At 59.9% G+C, this 23,880-nt stretch carries 24 protein-coding genes; 12 read left to right on the top strand and 12 right to left on the bottom strand.

Features of this window, described 5'->3' with window-relative positions:
• Positions 1-88: 88 nt before the first annotated feature.
• Both map and AC1RR7_RS03315 read right to left on the bottom strand, forming a co-directional pair.
• Positions 89-880: a type I methionyl aminopeptidase gene (map, locus tag AC1RR7_RS03320; protein WP_493156096.1), complete on the bottom strand. Its 792-nt coding sequence runs from the start codon at positions 878-880 to the stop codon at positions 89-91.
• The gene (locus AC1RR7_RS03315) at positions 877-1,137 is read right to left on the bottom strand and encodes a ParD-like family protein (RefSeq protein ID WP_085711344.1); all 261 of its coding nucleotides are present in this window, start codon (positions 1,135-1,137) and stop codon (positions 877-879) included. The genes map and AC1RR7_RS03315 overlap by 4 nt, the downstream gene beginning before the upstream one ends.
• Positions 1,138-1,433: 296 nt before the next feature.
• Here AC1RR7_RS03315 and AC1RR7_RS03310 point away from each other — a divergent pair, with 296 nt between their 5' ends.
• The 3 genes from AC1RR7_RS03310 (at position 1,434) to AC1RR7_RS03300 (ending at position 5,180) form a co-directional block, all read left to right on the top strand.
• A complete protein-coding gene (locus AC1RR7_RS03310; RefSeq protein WP_096820075.1) occupies positions 1,434-2,369 on the top strand; it encodes a Ppx/GppA family phosphatase in 936 nt (311 codons plus the stop codon).
• A gap of 259 nt (positions 2,370-2,628) precedes the next feature.
• Positions 2,629-4,005, top strand: coding sequence for a pyridoxal-phosphate dependent enzyme (locus tag AC1RR7_RS03305; protein WP_493064991.1), 1,377 nt, complete (start codon positions 2,629-2,631; stop codon positions 4,003-4,005).
• Positions 4,002-5,180, top strand: a complete 1,179-nt coding sequence (locus AC1RR7_RS03300; RefSeq protein WP_085711347.1) for a cystathionine gamma-synthase — start codon at positions 4,002-4,004, stop codon at positions 5,178-5,180. The genes AC1RR7_RS03305 and AC1RR7_RS03300 overlap by 4 nt, the downstream gene beginning before the upstream one ends.
• 566 nt (positions 5,181-5,746) lie before the next feature.
• On the opposite strand, the gene AC1RR7_RS03295 is transcribed toward AC1RR7_RS03300, so the two are convergent.
• A complete protein-coding gene (locus tag AC1RR7_RS03295; RefSeq protein WP_493156094.1) occupies positions 5,747-6,349 on the bottom strand; it encodes a hypothetical protein in 603 nt (200 codons plus the stop codon).
• 327 nt (positions 6,350-6,676) lie between these two features.
• On the opposite strand from AC1RR7_RS03295, the gene AC1RR7_RS03290 reads away from it, so the two are divergent.
• Together AC1RR7_RS03290 and yecR are read left to right on the top strand one after the other, a co-directional pair.
• On the top strand, positions 6,677-6,991 hold the full coding sequence (locus AC1RR7_RS03290; RefSeq protein WP_273540855.1) for a hypothetical protein: 315 nt from the start codon (positions 6,677-6,679) through the stop codon (positions 6,989-6,991).
• Positions 6,992-7,035: 44 nt separating this feature from the next.
• Positions 7,036-7,344: a YecR family lipoprotein gene (yecR, locus tag AC1RR7_RS03285; protein ID WP_273540857.1), complete on the top strand. Its 309-nt coding sequence runs from the start codon at positions 7,036-7,038 to the stop codon at positions 7,342-7,344.
• On the opposite strand, the gene AC1RR7_RS03280 is transcribed toward yecR, so the two are convergent.
• Positions 7,316-8,953 carry a hybrid sensor histidine kinase/response regulator gene (locus AC1RR7_RS03280; protein WP_273540858.1) on the bottom strand — a complete coding sequence of 546 codons (1,638 nt, stop codon included), beginning with the start codon at positions 8,951-8,953 and terminating at the stop codon, positions 7,316-7,318. The genes yecR and AC1RR7_RS03280 overlap by 29 nt on opposite strands.
• A gap of 114 nt (positions 8,954-9,067) precedes the next feature.
• Between AC1RR7_RS03280 and AC1RR7_RS03275 the strand changes: the two genes are divergently transcribed.
• Complete coding sequence (locus tag AC1RR7_RS03275) at positions 9,068-9,673, top strand: LuxR C-terminal-related transcriptional regulator (protein ID WP_493156091.1); 606 nt, start codon at positions 9,068-9,070, stop codon at positions 9,671-9,673.
• A gap of 15 nt (positions 9,674-9,688) precedes the next feature.
• On the opposite strand, the gene AC1RR7_RS03270 is transcribed toward AC1RR7_RS03275, so the two are convergent.
• The gene (locus AC1RR7_RS03270) at positions 9,689-10,687 is read right to left on the bottom strand and encodes a bile acid:sodium symporter family protein (protein ID WP_102620948.1); all 999 of its coding nucleotides are present in this window, start codon (positions 10,685-10,687) and stop codon (positions 9,689-9,691) included.
• Positions 10,688-10,771: 84 nt separating this feature from the next.
• On the opposite strand from AC1RR7_RS03270, the gene AC1RR7_RS03265 reads away from it, so the two are divergent.
• Both AC1RR7_RS03265 and AC1RR7_RS03260 read left to right on the top strand, forming a co-directional pair.
• Positions 10,772-11,560 carry an AraC family transcriptional regulator gene (locus AC1RR7_RS03265; protein WP_096820079.1) on the top strand — a complete coding sequence of 263 codons (789 nt, stop codon included), beginning with the start codon at positions 10,772-10,774 and terminating at the stop codon, positions 11,558-11,560.
• Positions 11,561-11,698: 138 nt separating this feature from the next.
• On the top strand, positions 11,699-13,411 hold the full coding sequence (locus AC1RR7_RS03260) for an amidase (protein ID WP_493156088.1): 1,713 nt from the start codon (positions 11,699-11,701) through the stop codon (positions 13,409-13,411).
• 37 nt (positions 13,412-13,448) lie between these two features.
• Here the strand turns inward: AC1RR7_RS03260 and AC1RR7_RS03255 are convergent, their stop codons facing one another.
• The gene (locus AC1RR7_RS03255) at positions 13,449-14,432 is read right to left on the bottom strand and encodes a Dyp-type peroxidase (RefSeq protein ID WP_259332140.1); all 984 of its coding nucleotides are present in this window, start codon (positions 14,430-14,432) and stop codon (positions 13,449-13,451) included.
• 159 nt (positions 14,433-14,591) lie between these two features.
• On the opposite strand from AC1RR7_RS03255, the gene AC1RR7_RS03250 reads away from it, so the two are divergent.
• Positions 14,592-15,569 carry a TerC family protein gene (locus AC1RR7_RS03250; protein WP_102620946.1) on the top strand — a complete coding sequence of 326 codons (978 nt, stop codon included), beginning with the start codon at positions 14,592-14,594 and terminating at the stop codon, positions 15,567-15,569.
• A gap of 42 nt (positions 15,570-15,611) precedes the next feature.
• On the opposite strand, the gene AC1RR7_RS03245 is transcribed toward AC1RR7_RS03250, so the two are convergent.
• Positions 15,612-16,712, bottom strand: coding sequence for a polyamine ABC transporter substrate-binding protein (locus AC1RR7_RS03245; RefSeq protein ID WP_096820082.1), 1,101 nt, complete (start codon positions 16,710-16,712; stop codon positions 15,612-15,614).
• A gap of 252 nt (positions 16,713-16,964) precedes the next feature.
• Entirely contained in the window at positions 16,965-18,371 is a 1,407-nt protein-coding gene (locus AC1RR7_RS03240; RefSeq protein WP_493156085.1) for a purine-cytosine permease family protein, read from the bottom strand.
• Between the two features lie 325 nt (positions 18,372-18,696).
• Here AC1RR7_RS03240 and AC1RR7_RS03235 point away from each other — a divergent pair, with 325 nt between their 5' ends.
• Together AC1RR7_RS03235 and AC1RR7_RS03230 are read left to right on the top strand one after the other, a co-directional pair.
• Positions 18,697-19,182: a flavin reductase family protein gene (locus AC1RR7_RS03235; protein WP_007950450.1), complete on the top strand. Its 486-nt coding sequence runs from the start codon at positions 18,697-18,699 to the stop codon at positions 19,180-19,182.
• Between the two features lie 67 nt (positions 19,183-19,249).
• Positions 19,250-20,293: an LLM class flavin-dependent oxidoreductase gene (locus AC1RR7_RS03230; protein WP_493156083.1), complete on the top strand. Its 1,044-nt coding sequence runs from the start codon at positions 19,250-19,252 to the stop codon at positions 20,291-20,293.
• A gap of 153 nt (positions 20,294-20,446) precedes the next feature.
• On the opposite strand, the gene AC1RR7_RS03225 is transcribed toward AC1RR7_RS03230, so the two are convergent.
• From AC1RR7_RS03225 to AC1RR7_RS03210, 4 genes are all read right to left on the bottom strand, one after another.
• Positions 20,447-20,815, bottom strand: coding sequence for a hypothetical protein (locus AC1RR7_RS03225; RefSeq protein WP_493156081.1), 369 nt, complete (start codon positions 20,813-20,815; stop codon positions 20,447-20,449).
• 238 nt (positions 20,816-21,053) lie between these two features.
• Positions 21,054-21,542, bottom strand: a complete 489-nt coding sequence (locus AC1RR7_RS03220; protein WP_493156079.1) for a hypothetical protein — start codon at positions 21,540-21,542, stop codon at positions 21,054-21,056.
• A 47-nt stretch (positions 21,543-21,589) separates the two neighbouring features.
• Positions 21,590-22,138, bottom strand: coding sequence for a hypothetical protein (locus AC1RR7_RS03215; RefSeq protein ID WP_102620940.1), 549 nt, complete (start codon positions 22,136-22,138; stop codon positions 21,590-21,592).
• Between the two features lie 147 nt (positions 22,139-22,285).
• A complete protein-coding gene (locus tag AC1RR7_RS03210) occupies positions 22,286-22,735 on the bottom strand; it encodes a winged helix-turn-helix transcriptional regulator (RefSeq protein ID WP_493156077.1) in 450 nt (149 codons plus the stop codon).
• A 181-nt stretch (positions 22,736-22,916) separates the two neighbouring features.
• On the opposite strand from AC1RR7_RS03210, the gene AC1RR7_RS03205 reads away from it, so the two are divergent.
• Complete coding sequence (locus AC1RR7_RS03205; RefSeq protein ID WP_493156075.1) at positions 22,917-23,735, top strand: alpha/beta fold hydrolase; 819 nt, start codon at positions 22,917-22,919, stop codon at positions 23,733-23,735.
• Positions 23,736-23,880: the final 145 nt, after the last annotated feature.

Below are 23,880 nucleotides of genomic sequence, written 5' to 3'. Positions count from 1 at the left end.
CAGGTCGGCGTAATTCTCCAATATTCCCCAATCGGCTCCCTCTCCCTCCGGGAGAGGGCTGGGGTGAGGGCCAGCGGCCGACGCGGTCTCATTTGATAGCCGCAAACCCCTCAATCTGATCAGGCCAAGCCGTCAACACTTCAAACCCGTCTTCCGTCACCGCAATCATGTGCTCCCACTGTGCCGACAACGATTGATCCTTGGTCACGACAGTCCAGCCATCAGCCAGGCTCTTCACATGGCGCTTGCCGGCGTTGAGCATCGGTTCGATGGTGAAAATCATCCCCGCCTTCAGCTTCAGGCCCTGCTCGGGATAACCGTAATGCAGCACTTGCGGCTCATCGTGATAGACCTTGCCGATCCCGTGTCCGCAATACTCGCGCACCACGCTGAACCCTTCCTTTTCCGCCAGGCTTTGAATCGCATGGCCGATGTCGCCCAGCGTCGCGCCCGGCCGCACCATGCGGATGCCGGCGCACATGGCGTCGTAAGTGGTCTTGATCAGGTGCCGCGCCTCGGGTGTTGGTTCGCCGACCACGTACATGCGGCTGGTGTCGCCGAACCAGCCATCCTTGATGACGGCGATGTCGAGGTTGACGATATCGCCATCCTTCAGCACCCGACCCGATGGAATGCCATGGCAGACCACTTCGTTGACCGACGCGCAGACGGTTTTCGGGAAGCCGTGATAACCGACATTGGCCGGAATCGCTTTCTGCACGTTGACGATGTAATCGTTGCACAAGCGGTCGAGCTGATCCGTGGTAACGCCAGCCTTGACGTGCGGCACCAGCATCGCCAGCACCTCGGCGGCCAGTTTGCCGGCCTCGCGCGACTGGGCGATTTCTGCCTGGGTGTTGATCTTGATCGGGTTTCTCATGCCTTGGCTGCCTCTTGAACCGGGATGTTCTGCGCGGCATCGGCCAGGGCACAGATTTGTTGCAGATCCAGACCACCCGCCTGCTCGGCGCGAATCAGCAACCGGCAGATGGCGTGGTGATCAAGGTCGGGATAGAGCTCGGCGAGCATGCCGATGCGCATCCAGTGCTCGGCCTGCGCGTTGATCGAGCGGCTGAGTGCGTTGCTGGAGATGCGCAGATTCTCGTGCATGTCCTCTGAAATCTTCACAATGCCCATGGCAATTTCCGATACGAAGTGTATATGGTTCGTATATTAATCGTACGCCGCCACGGATTGCAAACTTTGCTCGTCCACTAAATCGCAGGCAAAAAAAAGCTGCCGAAGTTGGCAGCCAAATCATGAAAAGCACGCGATGTATTGGGGGCAAGAATAGGCGGCCGATAATGACAGTGTCATGACAGCGATGAATTCATTGAACCGCCCCGCCCGCGTCATCAGGTTGTCATCGAACCCACGGCAGAATCCTCGCAAACCGTCCCGAGCCTCCCGACGGAAGATTTGCAAGGACTCCCATGAAAGAAGACACCTCGCTGTTTGCTGCCATCGACCTGGGCTCGAATGCGTTTCGCATGATGATTGGCCAGTCGGTACGCAGCAGAAAGGGCTTCATGATTCAGGAGGTCAAAACCTTGCGCGAGCCAGTGCGACTGGCCGAAGGTTTCGACGGCCGGGCATTGGACGAAATGGCGCTGGATCGCGGTTGGCAGGCCTTGGCGCGGTTCGGCAAGAAGCTGCGCGGTTTCGAGCCCGGTCGTGTGCGAGCAGTCGCTACGAGCGCCGTGCGCGAGGCAGACAACGCGCAGTTGTTCCTGGCCAGCGCGGAACGCCATCTGGGATTTCGCATCGATGTGATTTCCGGGCATGAAGAAGCGCGTCTGGTCTATGCCGGTGTGGCCCACACCCTGCCGGTCGCCGATGACATGCGCCTGGTGGTCGATATTGGCGGTGGCTCCACCGAACTGATTCTCGGCCAGGGCTCGCAGCCGCTGCTGACCGAAAGCATTGCCATCGGCAGCGGCACCTTGAGCGCGCGCTACTTTCGCAATGGCGAGATTTCCGCCGGCGCCCTGCAAGAAGCCGAACGGGTGGCCATCCTGCAATTCGAAAAAGTCGCCCGTCGCTATCGTGCCCAGGGCTGGCAGCAGACGATCGGCTCTTCGGGCACCGCGCGGATGCTCGCCAAAGTGCTCAAGGCCAATCGCCTGAACGATTACGGCCAAAGCGGCATCACCTACGGTGGCCTGCTGCGGCTGTCGTTGCGCCTGCTGGAAGTCAGCAATGTTCAACAGCTGAAACTGGCCGGCCTGCAACCCCATCGCCAGAGCATTCTGCCCGGCGGCCTGGTCGTCATGCTGGCGGCATTCAAGGTGTTCGGGATCGCGCAAATGGTGCCGTCCGAGCCTGGATTGCGGCTGGGCGTTCTGCACGGCCTGATGAGCAATCACTGAGCGATTTTCGCTGCAGGATTTTCACTGCCGAATCAAGCCATCCGTGACGCTGAAGACGCCCTTTGAATACTCAATGACGCCTCTGTGTAAACCTCTGTAAATCGCTCCCTTCCCCTCTCTGATTTCGTTCTATCGTTAGATCGAAATGGCTGAATTGCACGCTGACTAAAGGTTGCGACAGTTGATGTCTGCGCCTATGTTGCACGCGAGCTTTTCCCCCGCGAATGGAACGCGATCAACACCACAAAGAGGTGAAGAAATGTCAAAGGAATCACGCCCTGCCGTACTTGGGCTGATCGGCAATACTCCGCTGGTACAAGTCACCCGCTTCGATACCGGCCTGTGCACCCTGTTTCTCAAACTTGAATCCCAGAACCCCGGCGGATCGATCAAGGATCGTATCGGCCTGGCGATGATTGACGCCGCCGAACGCGACGGTCGCCTGCAACCCGGCGGCACGATCGTTGAAGCCACCGCCGGCAACACCGGCCTGGGCCTGGCACTGGTTGGCCGCGCCAAGGGCTACCGCGTCGTGCTGGTCGTGCCGGACAAGATGTCCACGGAGAAAGTCCTGCACCTCAAGGCCATGGGCGCCGAAGTGCACATCACCCGCTCCGATGTCGGCAAGGGTCACCCCGAGTACTACCAGGACGTCGCCGCCCGTCTGGCGAAAGACATTCCCGGCGCCTTCTTCGCCGACCAGTTCAACAACCCGGCCAACCCGCTGGCCCACGAATGCAGCACTGCGCCGGAGATCTGGGCGCAGACCGAGCATGACCTGGACGCCATCGTGGTCGGCGTCGGCTCGGCCGGCACGCTGACCGGCCTGACCCGCTTCTTCAAACGCGTGCAGCCGGATCTTGAAATGGTCCTGGCCGACCCGGTCGGTTCGGTGATGGCTGAATACAGCCGCAGCAAACACTTGGGCACCGCAGGTTCGTGGGCGGTGGAAGGCATCGGCGAAGACTTCATTCCGTCGATTACCGACCTGTCGAGCGTGCGTAGCGCCTACTCGATCAGCGACGAAGAAAGCTTCGATCACGCCCGCCAGTTGCTGAAAGCCGAAGGCATCCTCGGCGGTTCGTCCACCGGCACCCTGCTCGCCGCCGCGCTGCGTTACTGCCGTGAGCAGACCGTGCCGAAACGTGTGGTCAGCTTCGTCTGCGACACCGGCACTCGCTACCTGTCGAAGGTCTACAACGACCAATGGATGACCGATCAGGGCCTGTTGCAGCGCAAACGCTACGGCGATCTGCGCGACCTGATTGCCCGACGTTTCGAAGACGGCAAAGTCGTCAGCGTTGGCCCGGACGACACGCTGATGACCGCGTTCCAGCGCATGCGCCTGGCCGATGTCTCGCAGTTACCGGTGCTGGTGGATGGCAAAAAATTGGTCGGCGTGATCGACGAATCGGACATTCTGGTGCGCGTACACGAAGACGCCTCGCTCTTCAGCAAACCCGTCGCCCATGCGATGACAGACAAGTTGCAAACCCTCGCCCCCGGCGCCACGCTGGCTGAACTGGAAGCAGTCCTCAGCAGCGGCCTGGTGGCGATCATTGCCGACGCTTCCGGCTTCCACGGCCTGATCACCCGCGTCGACATGCTCAATCAGTTACGGAGATCCCTCGCATGAGTCAGCACGACAAGAACGCCCGCCCTCAGGGCTTCGCCACCCGCGTGATCCACGCAGGGCAAACGCCGGACCCGACCACCGGCGCGCTGATGCCGCCGATTTACGCCAACTCCACGTACCTGCAAGACAGCCCCGGCGTGCACAAGGGTTTCGACTACGGCCGCTCGCACAACCCGACGCGTTTTGCGCTGGAGCGTTGCGTGGCGGACCTGGAAGGCGGCACCCAGGCCTTTGCCTTCGCTTCCGGGCTGGCGACGATTTCAACCGTGCTCGAACTGATCGACGCCGGCTCGCACATCGTGTCCGGCAATGACCTGTACGGCGGCACGTTCCGTCTGTTCGACAAGGTGCGCCAGCGCAGTGCCGGGCATCGTTTCAGCTACGTCGACCTGGCCGATCTGTCGGCGTTCGAAGCGTCGCTGCAGGACGACACGCGCATGGTCATGGTGGAGACGCCAACCAACCCGCTGCTGAGCCTGTCCGACCTCGCCGCCATCGCGCGCATCTGCAAGGCGCGCGGGATCATCTGTGTGGCCGACAACACCTTCGCCAGCCCATGGATCCAGCGTCCGCTGGAACTGGGTTTCGACATCGTGCTGCACTCGACCACCAAATACCTGAACGGCCACTCAGACGTGATCGGCGGCATCGCGGTGGTGGGCGACAACCCAGCACTGGCCGAGCGCCTGGGCTTTCTGCAGAACGCCGTCGGTGCCATCTCCGGCCCGTTCGACGCCTTCCTCACCCTGCGCGGCGTGAAGACGCTGGCACTGCGCATGGAGCGTCATTGCAGCAACGCACTGGAGCTGGCGCGCTGGCTGGAGCAACAGCCGCAGGTCAAACGCGTCTACTACCCGGGCCTGGAATCCCATCCACAACACGAACTGGCCAAGCGTCAGATGCGTGGTTTCGGCGGGATGATTTCCCTGGATCTGAACAGTGATCTGGCAGGCGCACGCCGCTTCCTGGAGAACGTGCAGATCTTCGCGCTGGCCGAAAGCCTCGGCGGTGTGGAAAGCCTGATCGAGCACCCGGCGATCATGACCCACGCGACCATCCCGGCCGAAACCCGTGCCAAGCTCGGCATCGGTGACAGCCTGGTGCGTCTGTCGGTGGGCGTCGAGGACATCGAAGACCTGCGGGCGGATCTGGCGCAGGCGCTGGCCAGTATCTAACTCGCAAAAACGTCAAAGCCCGCACGATGCGGGCTTTGGTGTTTGAGTAGGCGGCCAGTGCTGGTCTCTGGCTTACGAGGTTTATCAGGACTCTCACAGTACAGGCAATGTGCTCTGCTGCTTCACACGGCATAAGGGCTGGAACCCAGCGCGGGGTTCTTTCTAACCGTGTACCCTTCGGAACGCGCCCAACGCTTCCTCGCTATCCGCTTGCGCATCAGTCTGCGTCTTCGCCTACATTCTTGAGCCTAGCAAAGGCACTGCAATCCGCTGCGTGGTTTTTAGATTGATTTTCTTCTAGCGCCTGCCTGCAAGGAAGTTAACCGACTATCGCCTGCAAGGCCCTTAAGCCTGCCACCCGCCGAGGGCGAACTATACTTTTTAGTTCGCTGTCCGGATTTCATGTAAACCGTCGACACCTGTGCGCCTTGGGGTGCGCCCGTGCCAATCGCCAATCTGGTTAACCCCGGGCCAACGAGCCTTCCGTCGAGGATCCAATGACGGGCAATGCTCGGATGCTTTGTGGCTGATGGGTCGTGGAGAAAATCATGAAACACAAGCTTTGGTCAGGCGTTGTCCTGGCGGTCGCTGCATCGGTTGTGGTGATGCCCAGTGTCTGGGCTGCGCAGGCTCAGGCGCTGGCGTCTGATGGGGCGGATCATGTCAAAGCCGGGGCGGTTGCTTCGGATGGTTCGGATCATGTCGGCGCCGGGGCTGTGGCTTCTGACGGCTCGGATCATGTCGGCGCCGGGGCCGTAGCTTCTGACGGCTCCGACCATGTTGGCGCTGGAGCGGTGGCTTCGGATGGGGCGGATCATGTGGGCGCTGGGGCTGTGGCCTCCGACGGTTCCGATCACGTCGGTGCTGGCGCGGTGGCTTCTGACGGTTCCGATCACGTTGGCGCTGGCGCGGTGGCTTCTGACGGCTCCGATCATGTTGGCGCTGGCGCGGTGGCTTCTGACGGCTCCGATCATGTTGGCGCTGGCGCGGTGGCTTCTGACGGCTCTGATCATGTCGGTGCCGGCGCTGTAGCTTCTGACGGCTCTGATCATGTCGGTGCCGGCGCTGTAGCTTCTGACGGCTCTGATCATGTCGGTGCCGGAGCGGTAGCCTCTGACGGCTCCGACCATGTTGGCGCTGGCGCTGTAGCTTCTGACGGTTCCGACCATGTCCGCGCGGGCGCCCTCGCCTCCGATGGCGGCGATAAAGTGGGGGCCAGTCGATTCGCGTCCACTCGCGTTGGCGTAGGCTCTGACCAGGTCGCTTCCGCCCTCATGACGGGCAGCTATTCGGATCAGTTCAACAGCCCTCAGTGATGCTTTTCGGCGCAATCGGCAGCCTGCCGATTGCGCCGCACTAGCACATTTGTGCTAATCGACCACCTCGTTCCCTGGCGTTATAGTCCCTCGCAACCCCCGACACTCCCCAACATTGCCGCCGCGCAGTGCGCGGGATCGTTGTGCCTGGAAAAACAACAACACCAAGGAAGAAACACCATGAAACTGCACCTCAGCCTCGCCAGAATTACGGTTCTCGGCGCCCTGCTCATCGGCGCCACCGGTTGCCAGACAGCAAAACCCACCGAAGACAGCATGCGCGAACGGGCCCAGACCGTCATCGGCAAGCCGGTCTCCAAAATCGGCAACATCCGCAACGACAGCACGCTGACCTACTACACCGCCTACACCGCCGCCGGCGAATACAACTGTGAGCTGCCCAGCGGCGCGATCATCGCGGTGGCCAGCATGGGCATCATGACGCCCCCACTGTCTTGCCTGCCCAAAGGCGCGTCACCGATTCCGGTCCAGTAAACCGTTACAACGCCCTCTCATCCGGTAAAGGATTCCGTTCGATCATGAAAACACTCATCGCCACCCTCAGCCTCACAGCCATGGTTCTCACTGGCTGCGCCACCCCCAAGCAATGGGAAGCCACCGGCGGCAGCAAGACCGACGGCGTTGTCCAGGTTTCCTATGAGCTGGGCCAGTTCGAGAGCGGGCAAACCTCCGCAACCCAGGGATTGGCCACAGCTGAAGGCCGCTGCAAGGTCTGGGGCTACAAGAGCGCCGAAGTGTCGGGCTCGGAGAAAAACATCTGCCGCACCATGGGTCAGTACAACTGCCTGCAAACCACCATCACGCAGGACTATCTGTGTAAGCGCTGACCGCTTCGGTCTGCCGGTCGCGCAGCGCACGCAAGGTCGCGCGCAGCTCGGCCGGGCGTACCGGTTTGGACAGAATGGCGATCTGGCGGTCATGCAGGGCCGCCTGGATCTTTTCGATGTCATGCCCGGTGATGATCATGGCCGGCACCGCATAACCGCGCTGGCGGCGAACCTCATCGATGCACTCGATGCCGGTACTGTGCGAACCGAGGTCATAGTCGGCGACGATCACATCGCAATCCGTGACCAGCCCCTGCCCCGTCAACTCGGCCTGCACGATGCAGCCCCAGCGCTCCAGCAACGCAGAAGTCGCCAACAGAACGTTGCGATCATCCTCCACCAGACACACCTTCAACCCCGTCAGCAAACCGATTTGCCGAGCCTCCTCCCGATTGACCGGCATCTGCGGCGGCGCCAGTGGCAACCCATGCAAAGTCACCGCCGTGCCATGCCCCAGCCGTGAGCGGATCGCGACATCGACACCGATCAATTGCCCAAGGCGCCGGACAATCGACAGTCCAAGCCCCACCCCTTCAACGTCCTTGTCGCGCAACTGGCGAACCCGATAAAACTCCTCGAAAACCTTGGGCAAATGCTCTTCGGCAATCCCGCTGCCCCGGTCATACAGCGCGATGGCCAGCCCCGCGCCGCGCTTGCGAACACCGATCAGAACCGGCCGGTGCGCGCCGTATTTGAAGCAGTTGGAGAGCACGTTCTGCACCATAGTCGCCAGCAGCGCCGGATCGGTGCGCACCCAATGTTCACAAGGCCGAAGGCGCAACTCCACACCCGCCCATCGCGCGGCTTCTGCATTCTGGCGCACCAGATCCGCCAGCCACTCGCCCAATTCAAGCGTCTGCAATCGAGGCAGTATCCGCCCGTTGTCGAGGGTGTAGAGATCGAGAATCGAACGAAACAGCTGCGAAACGTTGAGCAGCGAGCGGTCGATGCTGTCCACCAGCCGCCGCTCCTCTTCGCCCAGCCTCGATTCGCGCAGGCACGCGGTAAACAGCCCGATGGAATGGATCGGCTGACGCAAGTCATGGCTGGCCTGAGCCAGGAATCGCGACTTTTCCAGATTCGCCGCGACCGCCTCTTCGGAAGCCTTGCGCGTGCGTTCCAGCAGCAAGTGCGCATACACCGGAATCACCGTGCTGGTGATCATCAGCATCAGCACCATGAACGGTTGCGCCTGCCAGTACGGCGTCAGCCGATAGACCGCCAACAGCGCCAGCAACGCCAACACCGTGGCGATCGCCAGGTAGCGCGAGCCATAGCGCATGCCATTACCGAGATTGACCCAGACCATGACCGCGTAGATGGGCAACGCCGCCTCGCCGCCGACCACCAGCCCGAAACTGGTGCCGGTGTAATCGTGGATCATGCCGAAAATCCTCCGCGCCGGATAATGCCCCGGCCAGCGCACGATGGCCTGGCGCAGCCCGACGGAGGCCAGCAAAAACAGGGAAATGTAGGTGACCACCGGAAGGTAAGTATCGAAGCGCTGGCCCGGCAGGAAACCGAGCACGCCCATGTAAACCAGCGCGATACTGGCGATGATGATGCGCAGATTGGCCTGATCGAGCTCGGTGTTTTTCTCGAACTTCATGGGGGAACGTCCTTGTGCGGCAGTCGTCATAAACAACACGAACCAACAGGCAATGCCTTCGCCCGGTGCTAAGGTGCATGCCGTGAGAAATGCTGACCCAGGGAGGGTTGTGTCATGACATGCCGAATCATCATAGCCGACGATCATCCGCTGTTTCGCGAAGCACTGCTGCGTACTGTCCAGCGTCTGCTGCCCGAAGCCCTGATCGAAGAGGCCGGCGACCTCGACACCGTGCTCGCCCTGCTGCCGTCCGGCGATGAGCCCGATACCTTGATTCTCGACCTGCGTTTTCCAGGCCTGACCTGTGTCAGCCAACTCTCGGAACTGCGCCGGCGCTTGCCGCGAACCACCTTGATCGTGGTGTCGATGGTCGATGACGAGGCGCTGATCAGCGAGGTCATGGCCGCCGGCATCGATGGATTCATCGGCAAGAACATCGCCCCCGACGAGATCGGCCAGGCGATCCTGGCGATCCGCGAAGGTGAAGTGCTGGTGAGGTTCGCTCCGTCCGGCCTGCTGCCACTGGAAACCGGCGCCGCCCTCACCCCGCGACAGCAGGATGTCCTGCGACTGATCGCCCAAGGCAAGACCAACAAGGAAATCGCCCGTGAACTGGATATTTCACCGTTCACGGTGCGGATTCATGTGTCGTCGTTGTTGCGTGCGCTCAACGTGCCGTCGCGTGCTGCGGCAGCAGTCAAGTATTCCGGTGCGGGTTAGCCTTTGAAGCCGTGATCAAGGATCAACCTGCGCCATCAGCTCAGGCACCGATTCCTGCCGTTTCGCATAACGCTGCGCCAGCACCGCGCAGACCATCAATTGAATCTGATGGAACAGCATCAATGGCAGGATCAACACGCCAATCGTGCTGCCGGCAAACAGCACCTGCGCCATCGGCACTCCAGTGGCCAGGCTCTTTTTCGAGCCGCAGAACAAAATGGTGATGCGATCTTCCTGGCTGAAGCCGAATGCCTTGCCCAACACCGTCGACGCCAGCAGTACCAGCCCCAGCAGGATGCAGCAGGCCACCACCAGACCGAACAGATCGATCACCGGAATCTGATGCCAGATGCCTTCGTTCACCGCCTCGCTGAACGCGCCGTAGACCACCAGCAGAATCGAACCCTGATCGACGAATTTCAGCCAGTTCTTGTTGCGGCCGACCCAGGCGCCGATCCAGCGGCGGGCGATCTGCCCGGCGATGAATGGCAGCAACAGTTGCACGCTGATTTTCAGGATCGCGTCGACGGTCGAACCGCCGTCACCATGCACATTCAGCAACAGCGTCACCAGCAACGGCGTAAGAAAGATCCCGAACAGACTGGACGCCGCCGCACTGCAGATCGCCGCCGGAATATTCCCCCGGGCCAGCGACGTGAAGGCAATCGCCGACTGCACCGTGGCCGGCAGAGCGCAGAGGTAGAGCATGCCCATGTACAGGTTGTCGCCCACCAGCGGCGACAGCAGCGGTTTGAGCGCCAGCCCCAACAGCGGAAACAGGACAAAGGTCAGACCGAACACCAACAGATGCAGGCGCCAGTGGCCGGCGCCGGCGATGATCGATTCGCGCGAAAGCTTGGCGCCGTGCAGGAAAAACAACAGCGCAATCGCGATATTGGTCAGCCAGCCGAAGCCGACCGCGACCTGACCACTGGCGGGCAGGAAGCTGGCGAGCAGCACCACGCCGATCAGGGTCAGGGTGAAGTTGTCGGGCAAGAATCTTGGGCGCGTCATGGTTTGCTCATCCGGGGGTTGCCAGTACGTGGAAGCGACTCTAACGTGACTGGAAATTACCGACTAACGCCGAAGAGCCTCAAGATGCCGCCAAAAGGACACGACAAGAGCGTCAGACGCAGTATTCCCGGGTTGCCGAGCCTGCCGCGTCCGTTGTATGGGCGCACCGAATCGCTGCCCAATCGCGCCCTGACCCGCCGCCACAGTCATCCGTGGGTGCAATTGTCTTACGCGATCCAGGGCGTACTCGAAGTGCAGACTGCCGCCGGTCGTTTCGTTGCGCCGCCGGAGCGAGCCGTGTGGATTCCGGCGGGTGTGCCGCATCGGGTATTCAGTTCCCCGCACACGGAAATGCGCAGTCTGTACATCGATTGCAGCGTGGCGAGCTGGGCGCTGGAGCGTTGCCATGTGCTCGGCGTCAGTGATCTCTTGCGCGAGCTGATTCGGGCCTTCAGTCAGATTCCTGTCGAGTATGACCAGAGCGGTCCTCACGGACGCCTGGCGCAGGTGATCCTCGATCAACTGGCCGAAGCCCCGCAAATCGACCTGATGCTGCCACTGCCCCAGGACCTTCGTTTGCGGCAGATCTATCAAAGTCTCGAGCAACATCCGGAACAGCAGACCACACTCAGTCATTGGAGCGAAAAGTTCGGCGTGACCGAGAAAACCCTGAGCCGGCTGTTCCTGCGCGATACCGGCCTGACTTTTCGCGCCTGGCGCCAGCGCTTGCGTCTGCTGGGTGCGCTGACGCCGCTGGAACGTGGCGAACGTGTCACGGAAGTGGCTCTAGCCTGCGGTTATGATTCGACGTCGGCCTTCATCGCAGCCTTTCGCCAGCAGTTTGGCGAAACGCCCGGAGAATTTTTTCGATGAGTTTTGTCGATATTTATCGAATTAAGACATGCCATTCGGCAAACTTCAGGGTAGAGTTTCGCCCATCAAGAATCTTTGACATCTTTCGACGATAACAATGATCAACAACCCTTTAGCGAACCTGTCGGCGGTAACAGCATGATCGAAGTCACTGAAGTCTCCATTGCCCAACTGCGCGCCGCGCTCGAATCCGGTCAGACCACCGCAGTTGAACTGGTGCAGGCGTATCTGGCGCGCATCGACGCCTTTGACGGCCCGGACACCGCCACTGCCTTGAATGCAGTGATTGTGCGTAACCCCGAGGCCTTGAAAGAGGCGCAGGCCTCCGATGCCCGTCGTGCCAAAGGCGAAACCCTTGGTCCGCTGGACGGCATCCCCTACACCGCCAAGGACAGCTATCTGGTCAAAGGCCTGACCGCTGCGTCCGGCAGCCCGGCGTTCGCCGATCTGGTGGCCCAGCGCGATGCATTCACCATCGAGCGCCTGCGTGCGGGCGGCGCGATCTGCCTGGGCAAGACCAATATGCCGCCGATGGCCAATGGCGGGATGCAGCGCGGGGTCTACGGTCGCGCTGAAAGTCCTTACAACGCCGCGTATCTGACTGCGCCGTTTGCTTCCGGCTCGTCGAACGGCGCCGGCACCGCCACCGCCGCAAGCTTCTCGGCATTCGGTCTGGCGGAAGAGACCTGGTCGAGCGGTCGCGGCCCTGCATCCAACAATGGCCTGTGCGCCTACACGCCGTCCCGTGGGGTGATTTCGGTACGCGGTAACTGGCCGCTGACGCCGACCATGGACGTGGTGGTGCCGTACGCCCGCACCATGGCCGATCTGCTGGAAGTCCTCGACGTAGTTGTCGCCGAAGACACCGACACCCGCGGCGACCTGTGGCGTCTGCAACCCTGGGTGCCGATCCCGAGCGTCGCCTCGGTGCGCCCGGCTTCCTATCTGGAATTGGCAGTGAAAAGTGATGCGCTGGCCGACAAACGCCTGGGCGTGCCGCGCATGTACATCAACGCCGACCCTAAGGCCGGCACCAGCGAAGCACCGGGCATCGGCGGGCCGACCGGGCAACGCATCAACACCCGCGCCTCGGTGATCGATCTGTGGAAACAGGCACGCCAGGCCCTCGAAGCGGCCGGAGCCGAAGTGATCGAAGTGGACTTCCCGCTGGTTTCCAACTGCGAAGGCGATCGTCCGGGCGCACCGACCGTGTTCAATCGCGGCATCGTCTCCAAAGAGTTCCTGCACCACGAACTGTGGGACCTGTCGGCCTGGGCGTTCGATGACTTCCTGCGTGCCAACGGTGATCCGAAACTCAATCGACTGGCGGACGTCGACGGGCCGAAAATCTTCCCGCACGACCCGGGTACCCTGCCCAACCGTGAAGGCGACCTCGCCGCCGGGATGGACGAATACGTGCGCATGGCCGAGCGCGGCATCACGCCGTGGGATCAGATCCCGACACTGCCGGACGGCCTGCGCGGCCTGGAGAAGACCCGCAAGCTCGACCTCGAAGACTGGATGGATCGCCTCGGCCTAGACGCGGTGCTGTTCCCGACCAACGCTGACGTGGGCCCGGCCGACGCCGACGTCAACCCGGCCTCGGCGGATATCGCCTGGAGCAACGGCATCTGGGTCGCCAACGGCAACCTCGCAATCCGCCACCTCGGCGTACCGACCGTCACTGTGCCGATGGGCGTGATGGCTGACATTGGCATGCCGGTGGGGCTGACCTTCGCTGGTCGTGCCTATGACGATTCGACTCTGCTGCGCTTGGCAGCGGCGTTCGAAGCGACCGGGTCGAAACGTTTGGTGCCGCCACGTACGCCGGCCCTGGCGGCAGGCAAGTAAATGCAAAACGGCGGGATCATTTGATCCCGCCGTTTTTTTAACGCTCTGCCAGTTCTTCCAGCAAATCCGCCGAAGGCACAAAGAACAGACTGCCCGTGACCGCCGTGCTGAAGTCCAGCAACCGGTCGTAATTGCCGGGTGGCTTGCCGACAAACATGTTCTCCAGCATCTGCTCCAGCGGTTCCGGCGAACGCGCATAACCAATGAAATAAGTGCCGAACTCACCTGCGCCGGGCCGGCCGAACGGCATGTTGTCACGCAGGATCTTCACTTCCTCGCCGTCCTTGGTGATGGTCGTCAAAGCGCTGTGGGAGTTGCTCGGTTTGACCGCGTCATCCAGTTCGATATCAGACAGTTTGGTTCGCCCGATCACCCGTTCCTGCGCCTCGACCGGCAATTCGTTCCATGCCTTCATGTTGTGCAGATACTTCTGCACCAGCACATAACTGCCGCCGCTGAACGCCTGATCTTCATCGCCTACAAGGGTGAAATGCTCGGCCTTGCGCCCGACCGGATTTTCCGTGCCGTCGACAAATCCGATGATGCTGCGCATGTCGAAATAGCGGAAACCCTGCACTTCGTCAGTAACCGTCACGGCGCCGTCCAGCGCCGACATCAACTGCGTCGCCAGCTCAAAACACAAATCCATCTGATCGGCGCGAATGTGCAGCAGCAGGTCGCCCGGCGTGGAGACGGCGCGCCGCCCTTCTACGCCGAATTCGCGAAAGTCATGCAAGGACGCCGGTCGCGGACTGCCGAACAGGCGATCCCAGGCGCTGGAAGAAAAACCACAGACGCAGGACAGGCTTCCCGAAGGAACGCGCTTGCCGACCGAGCGCGTCAAACCCGCGATATCGGCGCACCAGCCACGGACTTTTTCGGCCGCCTCGGCTTCGGCGTTGAGGGTCGCCACGATGAATATTGCAGCGCTGGTGATCGGGCTGCAGACGGCTTGAGGATCTGGCGTGTCGATGATCGTCGCTCCTGGCGTGATGGACTGGTTCGACAGCGAGGTTAGCAAAGAAGTGTTGAATGAAGTATTACCCGTGCGCTGCCCGTGTCGTCCGACACTTCGCTTTTAACGAACAATACCCGCGAAATAAACGATTTTTCTTCGTCGGAATTCTCCTACTAGCATGGCCCCGTCTACCCCGAAAAACACAAAGACAGGGAGAACGACATGCACCCCATCAACATCGGCGAACCCTGGATGTGGGTCGCCTTCATCGTTTTTGTCCTCGCCATGCTGGCTGTTGACCTGTTTGTCTTCGGCGGGCGCAAGGCGCATCGGGTCTCGGTGCGCGAAGCCTCATCCTGGGTCATTGCCTGGTGCATGCTGGCGCTGGCCTTCGCCGGATTGCTCTGGTGGTATCTGAACGGCGAGTTCGGGCCCGAAATCGCCCAGCGCAAGACCCTGGAATTCCTCACCGGCTATCTGATCGAGCAGTCGCTGTCGATCGATAACATGTTCGTCTTCGTGATGATCTTCGGCTACTTCGCCGTGCCGCCGGAGTTGCAGCGGCGGGTGCTGTTGTACGGCGTGCTCGGCGCGATCGTGATGCGCGCGGCGATGATCTTTGCCGGGGTGTGGCTGGTCTCGCAGTTCACCTGGCTGCTGTATGTGTTCGGCGTGTTCCTGATCATCACCGGGATCAAGATGCTGGTGTTCGCCGAACAGCAACCGGACCTCGATAACAATCCGCTCCTGCGCTGGGTGCGCGGACATCTGCGGATCACCAACGGCTTTCATGGCGAGCGCTTTTTCGTGCTGCAGAACGGCGTGCGCTGGGCCACACCGATGTTTCTGGTGCTGGTGCTGATCGAGGCCAGCGACCTGATGTTTGCGGTCGATAGCATCCCGGCGATTTTCGCGGTGACGACCGATCCGTTCATCATTTTCACGTCGAACATCTTCGCGATCATGGGCCTGCGGGCGCTGTATTTTCTGCTGGCGGACATGGCCGACCGCTTTCATTTGCTCAAGTACGGACTGGCGCTGGTGCTGGTGTTCATCGGCGGGAAGATGACGGCGATGCCGTGGTTTCACATGCCGGTGGAGTGGTCGCTGGCGATTGTCGGCGGACTGATTCTGGCGTCGGTGTTGCTGAGTCTGATCCTGACGAAGGACAAGTCGCCTGAAGAAAGTCGGGCAAAATAAAAGCCGAGGGAGCGAACAGGATTCGCTCCCTCAGCTTTGAATTTACTTATCGGACTTGATGCTGGTCCAGACCCGCGTCCGCACCCGCTCCAGTTTCTGCGGCAGTGGCTGCACCACGTACAGCGTCTTCAGCGCTTCGCTGGTCGGCGTCAGGTTCGGGTTGCCGGTGATTTCCTTGTTGATCAGCGGCAGCGAATCCTTGTTGGCATTCGGATAGCCGAGGAAGTCACTGATCGACGCGATGACTTTCGGTTCAAGCAAAGTGTTGAGGAACTCGTGGGCCTCTTCAACGTTCTTCGCGCTCTTCGGTATGGCGAAGGTGTCGAACCAGATCGGCGCGCCTTCCTTCGGCAAGCGCCAGTCGACCACCACGCCGTTACCCGCCTCTTTGGCTCGGTTGCCGAACTGGTAGAAACTGCCGGAGTAACCGATGGCCACGCAGATGTCGCCGTTGGCGATGTCGGTCATGTACTTGGCCGAGTTGAAGTAGGTGACGTAAGGGCGAACCTTGAGCATCAGGTCCTTGGCTTTCTCATAGTCGGCCGGGTTCTGGCTGTTCGGGTCCAGGCCCAGGTAATGCAGGGCCAGCGGGAGGATTTCCGACGGCGAATCAAGCATCGCCACGCCGCAGGATTTCAGTTTTTCCATGTTCTCGGGCTTGAACACCAGGTCCCAACTGTCCACGGGCGCATTCTCGCCAAGTGCAGCCTTGACCTTGGCCGGGTTGAAACCGATCAGCACCGTGCCGACCATGTACGGCACGCCGTACTGATTGCCGGGATCGTTGGAGTCGAGCAACTTGAGCAGCGCCGGGTCCTGGTGACTCCAGTTTGGCAGCTTGGACTTGTCGAGTTTCTGGAACACGCCGGCCTTGATCTGAGTATCGAGGAACTGGTTCGACGGCACCACCAGGTCATAGCCAGAGTTACCGGTCAGCAGTTTGGCTTCGAGGGATTCGTTGGTGTCGAAGGTGTCCCAGGTCACTTTGATGTTGCTTTTGGCGGCGAAGTCCTTGGGCACCGCTGGCAGGATGTAATCCGCCCAGTTGTATACCCGCAGTTCGCGCTGTTCGGCTTGCACGGCGCTGGCCAGCAGCGTCAGCCCGCACACAGTGGCACCCAGAATGCGTTTCATCGTGACCATATTGTGTTTCCCCGAATGCAGCGTGAGTCGATGGTTTTTATGTTCTGTACACGGCAGCGGCTGTCAGATCAGCCAAGGGCAAGGAAGGTGCAGCGTTTAGTTATGGCTTCGATTCTTGCCGACAGCGTAGTCGGAGCACAGTGGCCGGTTGGCCAAAAGGGGATCGATATGGCCAATTTGAGTGACCGCCAGAATACTGAAACGACAATGCCCGGCGATTGGCCGGGCATTGTTTGAGTAGCGTACGCAGGATCAGTCGGTAAAGCCCAACCGCGTCGCCCTGCTCTCCTGCGCCTGCCCACGCGTCGCCAGGCAGTAATACAACGGGCAGGTCACGATCAGGCCGACCAGCCATGACAGGTCTGCGCCGTCCACCAGATTGGCGTAAGGGCCGACATAAAGTGAGGTATTGGCAAACGGCAACTGCACGATGATGCCGATGAAATAGGCAATGATCGCGTGCAGATTGTAACGCCCGTAGATCCCGCCATCGGCGCGGAAGATCGAGGCGATGTCATAGCTGCCGCGCTTGATCAGATAGAAATCGATCAGGTTGATCGACGCCCAAGGCACCAACACCAGAAGCAGCGCCAGAATCAATCCGATGAACTCGGAAATGAAATCCGCCGACGCGCCCAACGCCACTACGCAGCAACCCGCCAGCACCACGCTCGACAACATCACTCTCACTTTGATACTCGGCGTCCATTGGCTGGCAAAGGTCTGGATCGAGGTGATGATCGACAGCACCGCGCCGTACAGATTCAGCGCGTTGTGGCTGATGATGTTGAGCAGGAACAGCACCATCAGAATCGGCCCCAGCCAACCCGTGGACTGCTTGACCGCCGCCATCGCCTCGGTCCCTTCGGGTGTCGCCAACACCGCCACCGCGCCGAATGTGAACGACAGAATCGTGCCCAGCGTGGCGCCCAGATAAGTTGCGATAAATGGCTTGGCGATGCCGATGTCCGCCGGCAGGTAACGCGAATAGTCAGAAACGTACGGCGAGAAGCTGATCTGCCAGATGATCCCCAGAGACACCGTCGCCAGCCACCCGGACAGGTTGAAGCTGCCGCGGGTGAAGAAGTCTGCCGGCAAGTCATGGGCAAAGATGTAGATGAATCCGGCCAGCAGCGCGCTGCCCATCACCCAGGTGCCGATGCGATTGAGCGTATGGATGAAGTTGTAGCCGATCACGCCGATCGCCGTGGCGCTGAGGGCGCCGATCAGGATGCTCAACGGCGCCGGCACCGACGGCGCAATGCCGACGATGGACTTACCGGCCAGCACGATGTTGGAAATGAAAAAACCGATGTAGATGATCGCCGCGAAGAACACGATCAGCAGCGCACCGTAACGCCCGAACTGACCACGACTCTGCACCATCTGCGGAATGCCCATGCGCGGGCCCTGCGCCGATGCCAGGGCGATCACCACCCCGCCAATCATGTGCCCCAACACAATCGCCAGCAGCCCCCAGAACAGGTCGAGATGAAACACCTGAACCACCATGGCGCCGGTGACGATGGGCAGTGGCGCAATGTTGGTGCTGAACCAAAGAGTAAAAAGGTCGCGGGCCTTCCCGTGGCGTTCCGCGAGTGGGACGTAGTCGACCGTGTGATTCTCGATCAACGGATCTTGCCGGGACATCTGGGACATAAAAATGAACTCGATTGGGTCTGTTCTTATCGTTGTATGAAGCCAAACCGGGGGTGCTTCGTGGCCGCCCCTCAGATGGAGACCATATTATGGTATTCCAACATTTTCACAAGACTGATCCGCTGTTTGCGACGGCATCTGATCCGGCATCCTCCCTGATCGCCAGGCTTTACAGCTAGACAAAAGCCCCGTAAATGCTGAGTTTCCGACGGATGAACCACGTTTATCGTTTCACCAAAAAAGCACTTGCAATCGATGTATTACGGTATACCATCAGACCCACAAACACATAAAAACACGCTTCACCGCACTCGAGGATTGACCAATGATCGATGCTGCCGTCTACAAACAAGTCATGGGCTCGTTCCCGTCCGGCGTCACCGTCATCACCACGCTTGATGACGACGGCCAGATCGTCGGCCTCACCGCCAGCGCCTTCAGCTCGCTGTCGATGGACCCGGCCCTGGTGCTGTTCTGCCCCAACTACAGCTCCGATTCCTACCCCGTCCTGATCAAGAACAAACGCTTTGCCATTCACGTGTTGTCCGGCGGCCAGCAGAGCGAAGCCTATGCGTTCGCCCGCAAAGGCAAGGACAAGGCGCAGGGCATCGAGTGGACGTTGAGCGAACTGGGCAACCCGATTCTGGCCAACGCGACAGCTATCATCGAATGTGAGTTGTGGCGCGAATACGAAGGCGGCGACCACGCGATCATGGTCGGCGCGGTGAAAAACCTCATCGTCCCTCAGCAGGACGCCGGCCCGCTGGTGTATTGCCACGGCAAGATGGGCGCCCTGCCCGCCTTCGCCTGATCCGCACGATCGCACTTAAACAGGCCTGCAAGCGACCGGCCGACCACAAGAGATTCGAGGTAGCGTCATGAAATTTTCCCTGTTCGTACACATGGAGCGCTGGGACGAAAGCGTCAGCCACCGTCAACTGTTCGAAGACCTGACCGAACTGACGTTGATGGCCGAGGCCGGCGGTTTCAGCACCGTGTGGATCGGCGAACACCACGCCATGGAATACACCATCTCGCCGAGCCCGATGCCGCTGCTGGCCTACCTCGCTGCCAAGACCACCACCATTCACCTGGGCGCCGGCACCATCATCGCGCCGTTCTGGCACCCACTGCGGGTCGCCGGCGAATGTGCGTTGCTCGACGTGATCAGCAACGGCCGGATGGAAGTCGGTCTGGCCCGTGGTGCTTATCAGGTGGAATTCGACCGCATGGCCGGCGGCATGCCTGCCTCATCCGGCGGCCAGGCCCTGCGGGAAATGGTCCCCGTGGTCCGCGCCCTCTGGCAAGGCGACTACACCCACAATGGCGACATCTGGAAATTCCCCACGTCGACCAGCGTGCCGAAACCGATCCAGAAACCCAACCCGCCAATGTGGATCGCCGCCCGCGACCCGGACTCGCACAACTTCGCTGTGGCCAACGGCTGCAACGTGATGGTCACGCCGTTGATGAAGGGCGACGAAGAAGTCCTCGACCTGAAAAACAAATTCCAGAACGCGCTGGACAACAACCCTGATGTGCCGCGTCCGCAATTGATGGTGCTGCGCCATACCCACGTGCATTCGGTGGATGATCCGGAAGGCTGGAAAGTTGGCGCAAAAGCCATCTCACGTTTCTACCGCACCTTCGATGCGTGGTTCGGCAACAAGGAAGTGCCGGTGAACGGCTTCCTCGCCCCGAGCCCGGAAGAGAAGTTTGCCGGACGTCCGGAGTTTGAACTGGAGAGCCTGCACAAGACGGCGATGATCGGCACGCCGGAAGAGATCATTCCGCGGATCAAGTACTACCAGGAACTGGGAGTGGATGAGTTCAGCTTCTGGTGTGATAACAGCTTGCCGCACGCGGAGAAGAAAAAGTCGCTGGAGCTGTTTATCAAGCATGTGGTGCCGGCGTTTCGTTAACGACTGTGCTGATTGTATCTGCCCAATAAAAACGCCCTGATAATCCAGGGCGTTTTTTGTGCCCACGCTTCCAAAACCCATTCTTTTTTCTGGCGTTCAATTTTGCGTTTGGCAAGAAATGTACATATCAGCGAGGGCGCGACAGGGACCCTTTCATACAAATCTGAGTTTCCAGTAATCGTTCCCTGCTACTACCCAGTACCGCTCACTTGCCGGAATCAGAAAGCTGAAATCAGCATTCTCTGCAGCCCAGCCCGGCTCGACCAGATCCTCATGAACACGCACATCATCCATGTGCATGAATATTTTCCGATCAAAATTGATATAAAAACTTGGGAGGCGTGAGCTAATAACATTGGCACGCTTGTACACATCAGGCGTCAAGCCCTCGCCTGTCTGGTAGTAATGCTCAACCCTTTGAAAAACCTCTGCATCTGCCCCGATAAAATCCTGCAGATCGTGGGAAGACAGAATTTTTTCGCTTGAGTCGTGGAGGTACTTGGGGAAATTATCCGCAGTCATTTTGAGGACACCCCCTCTGAACGCCTTGCAAGCGAGTTCATATTGCTCCCGGCTTATACTCCCGGCGTCCAGGTAAGCACGGTAGTCTTTTTCCGCATCAAGGGTGAAGTTGCATTTTTCGTCTACGACCCAAAAGCTCTCGCCTGAACAAACAAAGAAGCAAATGTTTTTTCACCGTTCCAGAGTTCATCAAAAATTGCTTGATTGACTTTCATTCCTTGAACTCCGTTAAGAAGCACTAACCGCCCTGGCGGATATCAGTCTCCAGCTCTGTCGGATCAGGCAGGAAGAAACGGGCAGTCAACCAGCATGTCGCCATTGAAGTGACAAAGAGTACGACCATTCCGAAAATCTCATCGGAAAACCTCGCACTCTCTACATCCCGTACAACGGCGACGATAAACGGAGTAACCCATAAAGTGGCCAGCACCGCGCCCGAAAGCGCTATCACGGAACAGGCTCGACTTGTCCTTTTGACTTTCATCGATGCGATCACCAATGAAAACAGCAGAAATGGCACGAGAAATACCACTTGAGCCAGAACAGGTCCGAGGAATGGCATCAACATCAATTCCGCCCCTGCGACCTCCCCCATCAACCGTGGGTTCATGGCCAGATGGGCGACGGTCGCAATCGTCTTGAAGAAGCCGGCGATAAAACCCGGCGCCAACGGGCAAAGAAGAAAAGCCAGGAAAACCTTCAGACGCGGATAATTCACATCACTCACAGGCAAATTCTTCCTCACGCATTGATGGGCTCTCTGAATTCAGCAGGTCAGCTCTTTACAGGAATGCGCTGCTCGGGCTGAGTAACGTCGTAGACGTGCTGCTCGCAACTGCCGCCCACAAACTCAAACTCAACCAGATAGGCTTTGCCACGCTCTGGCGTAAACGAATTGCTCACTGGCCCGCAGGTATGGAGAACTCCGGTGCGAGGGCCATTCGCATAGCCCGACACTTCAATTGTCTTATCGGCATCGGCCTGGGTTTCCAGTTGCGGGAAGCGTTTGGCCACCGCGCTGTTGCCCACTTCATTGAGCTTGGCAATCCAGCCGAACACCTGGCCTCGCCCCGAATCCACCACGGTTCCCAGTTCTTCCATGCGGCGGTCGGGATCGTCTGCACGACGGATCGAAAACTCTACCGGAATCGTCGAGCCCGACGCTTTCATCACAACCTTGGCGTGCTGCGCATCGACCGCCACCGTATTCTGGTGCAGTTGGACACCGTCTTTCAGCAGATTGGGAGAAGAATCCCGAACGTTGGAATGGCAACCTGAAAGCGCGAACGCCAAGGTCAAAGTGACGAGTGCAGGTTTGTTCACGTGTGAATCTTCCCTAATGAGCGCAACGAGACCGAAGTGATATCAAAATAGAGGCGCGATATTAGGTGGCCACTATTTTGACGTCAATCCATCGATTCGGCGTTCTGGTCATGCTCATGTGCAGCGTCGGAAGGATCAGCGGCTCGATTAGTGTTCGACACCCAGCTTCGTCGCCACATCTTCCGAAGCCAGCAACCTTCCATCGGCCGAGCGCAGCTCCAGTTTCTTGATCGGCTGACGCTTCTGTGCATCGACCATCACCGACCCCGGTTCGCCAGGCGCGTACAGGTGTTCCCCGCCCCATTGCGACAGCGCAACGATCACGGTTTGTAACGCCCGACCCTTTTCCGTCAGCACGTACTCCTTGTAGGCGCTGCCATCGGACGCCGGCACCATGCGCAGGATGTCGCGCTCCACCAGCCCTTTGAGCCGGACACTCAACATGTTCTTGGCGATCTCCAGGCTCTTCTCGAAATCGCCGAAACGACAAATGCCATCCAGCGCATCGCGGATGATCAGCAACGACCACCAGTCGCCGATCAGGTCCAGTGTCCGGGCGATCGGGCAGGCATTGCCGGCAAGGCTTTTGCGCTTCATTTCGGGGGTCTCCAGCAAATCGGCAGGTTCGATGCGGTTGCATCTTACAACCCGCGCTGCAAAACCGATAACGCCGTGCGCCTCGAACTTAGCACCTGCGTACAAGTGGCCGATGTACTTTGCCGCGATAGTGAACGTTGCCAACACGGCATCCACGCAGGCCCACACCCAAGGAGTTTCCATGAGCACGTTCACGACTCAAGACGGCACCGAAATCTATTTCAAGGACTGGGGCAGCGGCCGGCCCGTACTGTTCAGCCACGGTTGGCCGCTGGACGCCGACATGTGGGAATACCAGATGGAATACCTGAGCAGCCGCGGCTACCGCACCATCGCGTTCGACCGTCGTGGTTTCGGCCGTTCCGAGCAGCCATGGACCGGCTACGACTACGACACTTTCGCCGACGACATCGCGCAGTTGATCGAACACCTCGATCTGCGTGACGTGACCCTGGTCGGCTTTTCCATGGGTGGCGGCGATGTCAGCCGCTACATTGCGCGCCACGGCAGCGAGCGCGTCGCCGGGCTGGTGCTGCTGGGCGCGGTGACGCCGCTGTTCGGCAAGAAACCGGACTTCGCCGAAGGTGTCGACACGTCGGTGTTCGACGGGATCAAGGCCGGCCTGCTGAAGGACCGTGCGCAGTTCATTGCTGACTTCAACGCCCCGTTCTATGGCACCAATCAGGGTCAGAAAGTCTCCGACGGCGTGCTGACGCAAACCCTGAACATCGCCCTGCTCGCCTCGCTCAAAGGCACCGTGGATTGCGTCACGGCGTTCTCGGAAACCGACTTCCGCCCGGACATGGCGAAAATCGATGTGCCGACGCTGGTGATTCACGGCGACGGTGATCAGATCGTGCCATTCGAAACCACCGGCAAACGGGCCGCTGCACAGATCAAGGGCGCTGAGCTGAAAGTCTACGCAGGCGCGCCACACGGCTTTGCGGTCACCCATGCGCAGCAATTGAATGAAGACCTGCTGGCGTTTCTGGATCGCTGAGTTCGCTGTGAACTGAACATGCGCGAAAAAGGGCCGCCGACTACCCTGTCGGCGGCCCTTTTTTTTCGTTGTCCCGGATTCCGGTGTCATGGCGAAGCCCCGTGTTTACAGACCTTTCAGGCCTCTGCATCACGTTTTTATCTTC

Source organism: Pseudomonas sp. GW821-FHT11G12, from assembly GCF_058808055.1.
This window is presented reverse-complemented; position numbering and strand designations above follow the sequence as displayed.

What these genes read in the sequence shown, in the direction of transcription:
- map (WP_493156096.1), bottom strand. Translation starts at nt 880, where the DNA reads ATGAGAAACCCGATCAAGATCAACACCCAGGCAGAAATCGCCCAGTCG.
- AC1RR7_RS03305 (WP_493064991.1), top strand. Translation starts at nt 2,629, where the DNA reads ATGTCAAAGGAATCACGCCCTGCCGTACTTGGGCTGATCGGCAATACT.
- AC1RR7_RS03245 (WP_096820082.1), bottom strand. Translation starts at nt 16,712, where the DNA reads ATGGTCACGATGAAACGCATTCTGGGTGCCACTGTGTGCGGGCTGACG.
- AC1RR7_RS03265 (WP_096820079.1), top strand. Translation starts at nt 10,772, where the DNA reads ATGCCGCCAAAAGGACACGACAAGAGCGTCAGACGCAGTATTCCCGGG.
- AC1RR7_RS03240 (WP_493156085.1), bottom strand. Translation starts at nt 18,371, where the DNA reads ATGTCCCAGATGTCCCGGCAAGATCCGTTGATCGAGAATCACACGGTC.
- AC1RR7_RS03270 (WP_102620948.1), bottom strand. Translation starts at nt 10,687, where the DNA reads ATGACGCGCCCAAGATTCTTGCCCGACAACTTCACCCTGACCCTGATC.
- AC1RR7_RS03210 (WP_493156077.1), bottom strand. Translation starts at nt 22,735, where the DNA reads ATGAAGCGCAAAAGCCTTGCCGGCAATGCCTGCCCGATCGCCCGGACA.
- AC1RR7_RS03290 (WP_273540855.1), top strand. Translation starts at nt 6,677, where the DNA reads ATGAAACTGCACCTCAGCCTCGCCAGAATTACGGTTCTCGGCGCCCTG.
- AC1RR7_RS03230 (WP_493156083.1), top strand. Translation starts at nt 19,250, where the DNA reads ATGAAATTTTCCCTGTTCGTACACATGGAGCGCTGGGACGAAAGCGTC.
- AC1RR7_RS03300 (WP_085711347.1), top strand. Translation starts at nt 4,002, where the DNA reads ATGAGTCAGCACGACAAGAACGCCCGCCCTCAGGGCTTCGCCACCCGC.
- AC1RR7_RS03315 (WP_085711344.1), bottom strand. Translation starts at nt 1,137, where the DNA reads ATGGGCATTGTGAAGATTTCAGAGGACATGCACGAGAATCTGCGCATC.
- AC1RR7_RS03275 (WP_493156091.1), top strand. Translation starts at nt 9,068, where the DNA reads ATGACATGCCGAATCATCATAGCCGACGATCATCCGCTGTTTCGCGAA.
- yecR (WP_273540857.1), top strand. Translation starts at nt 7,036, where the DNA reads ATGAAAACACTCATCGCCACCCTCAGCCTCACAGCCATGGTTCTCACT.
- AC1RR7_RS03250 (WP_102620946.1), top strand. Translation starts at nt 14,592, where the DNA reads ATGCACCCCATCAACATCGGCGAACCCTGGATGTGGGTCGCCTTCATC.
- AC1RR7_RS03295 (WP_493156094.1), bottom strand. Translation starts at nt 6,349, where the DNA reads ATGGTCGGAACCGTCAGAAGCTACAGCGCCAGCGCCAACATGGTCGGA.
- AC1RR7_RS03310 (WP_096820075.1), top strand. Translation starts at nt 1,434, where the DNA reads ATGAAAGAAGACACCTCGCTGTTTGCTGCCATCGACCTGGGCTCGAAT.
- AC1RR7_RS03235 (WP_007950450.1), top strand. Translation starts at nt 18,697, where the DNA reads ATGATCGATGCTGCCGTCTACAAACAAGTCATGGGCTCGTTCCCGTCC.
- AC1RR7_RS03205 (WP_493156075.1), top strand. Translation starts at nt 22,917, where the DNA reads ATGAGCACGTTCACGACTCAAGACGGCACCGAAATCTATTTCAAGGAC.
- AC1RR7_RS03260 (WP_493156088.1), top strand. Translation starts at nt 11,699, where the DNA reads ATGATCGAAGTCACTGAAGTCTCCATTGCCCAACTGCGCGCCGCGCTC.
- AC1RR7_RS03280 (WP_273540858.1), bottom strand. Translation starts at nt 8,953, where the DNA reads ATGAAGTTCGAGAAAAACACCGAGCTCGATCAGGCCAATCTGCGCATC.
- AC1RR7_RS03225 (WP_493156081.1), bottom strand. Translation starts at nt 20,815, where the DNA reads ATGACTGCGGATAATTTCCCCAAGTACCTCCACGACTCAAGCGAAAAA.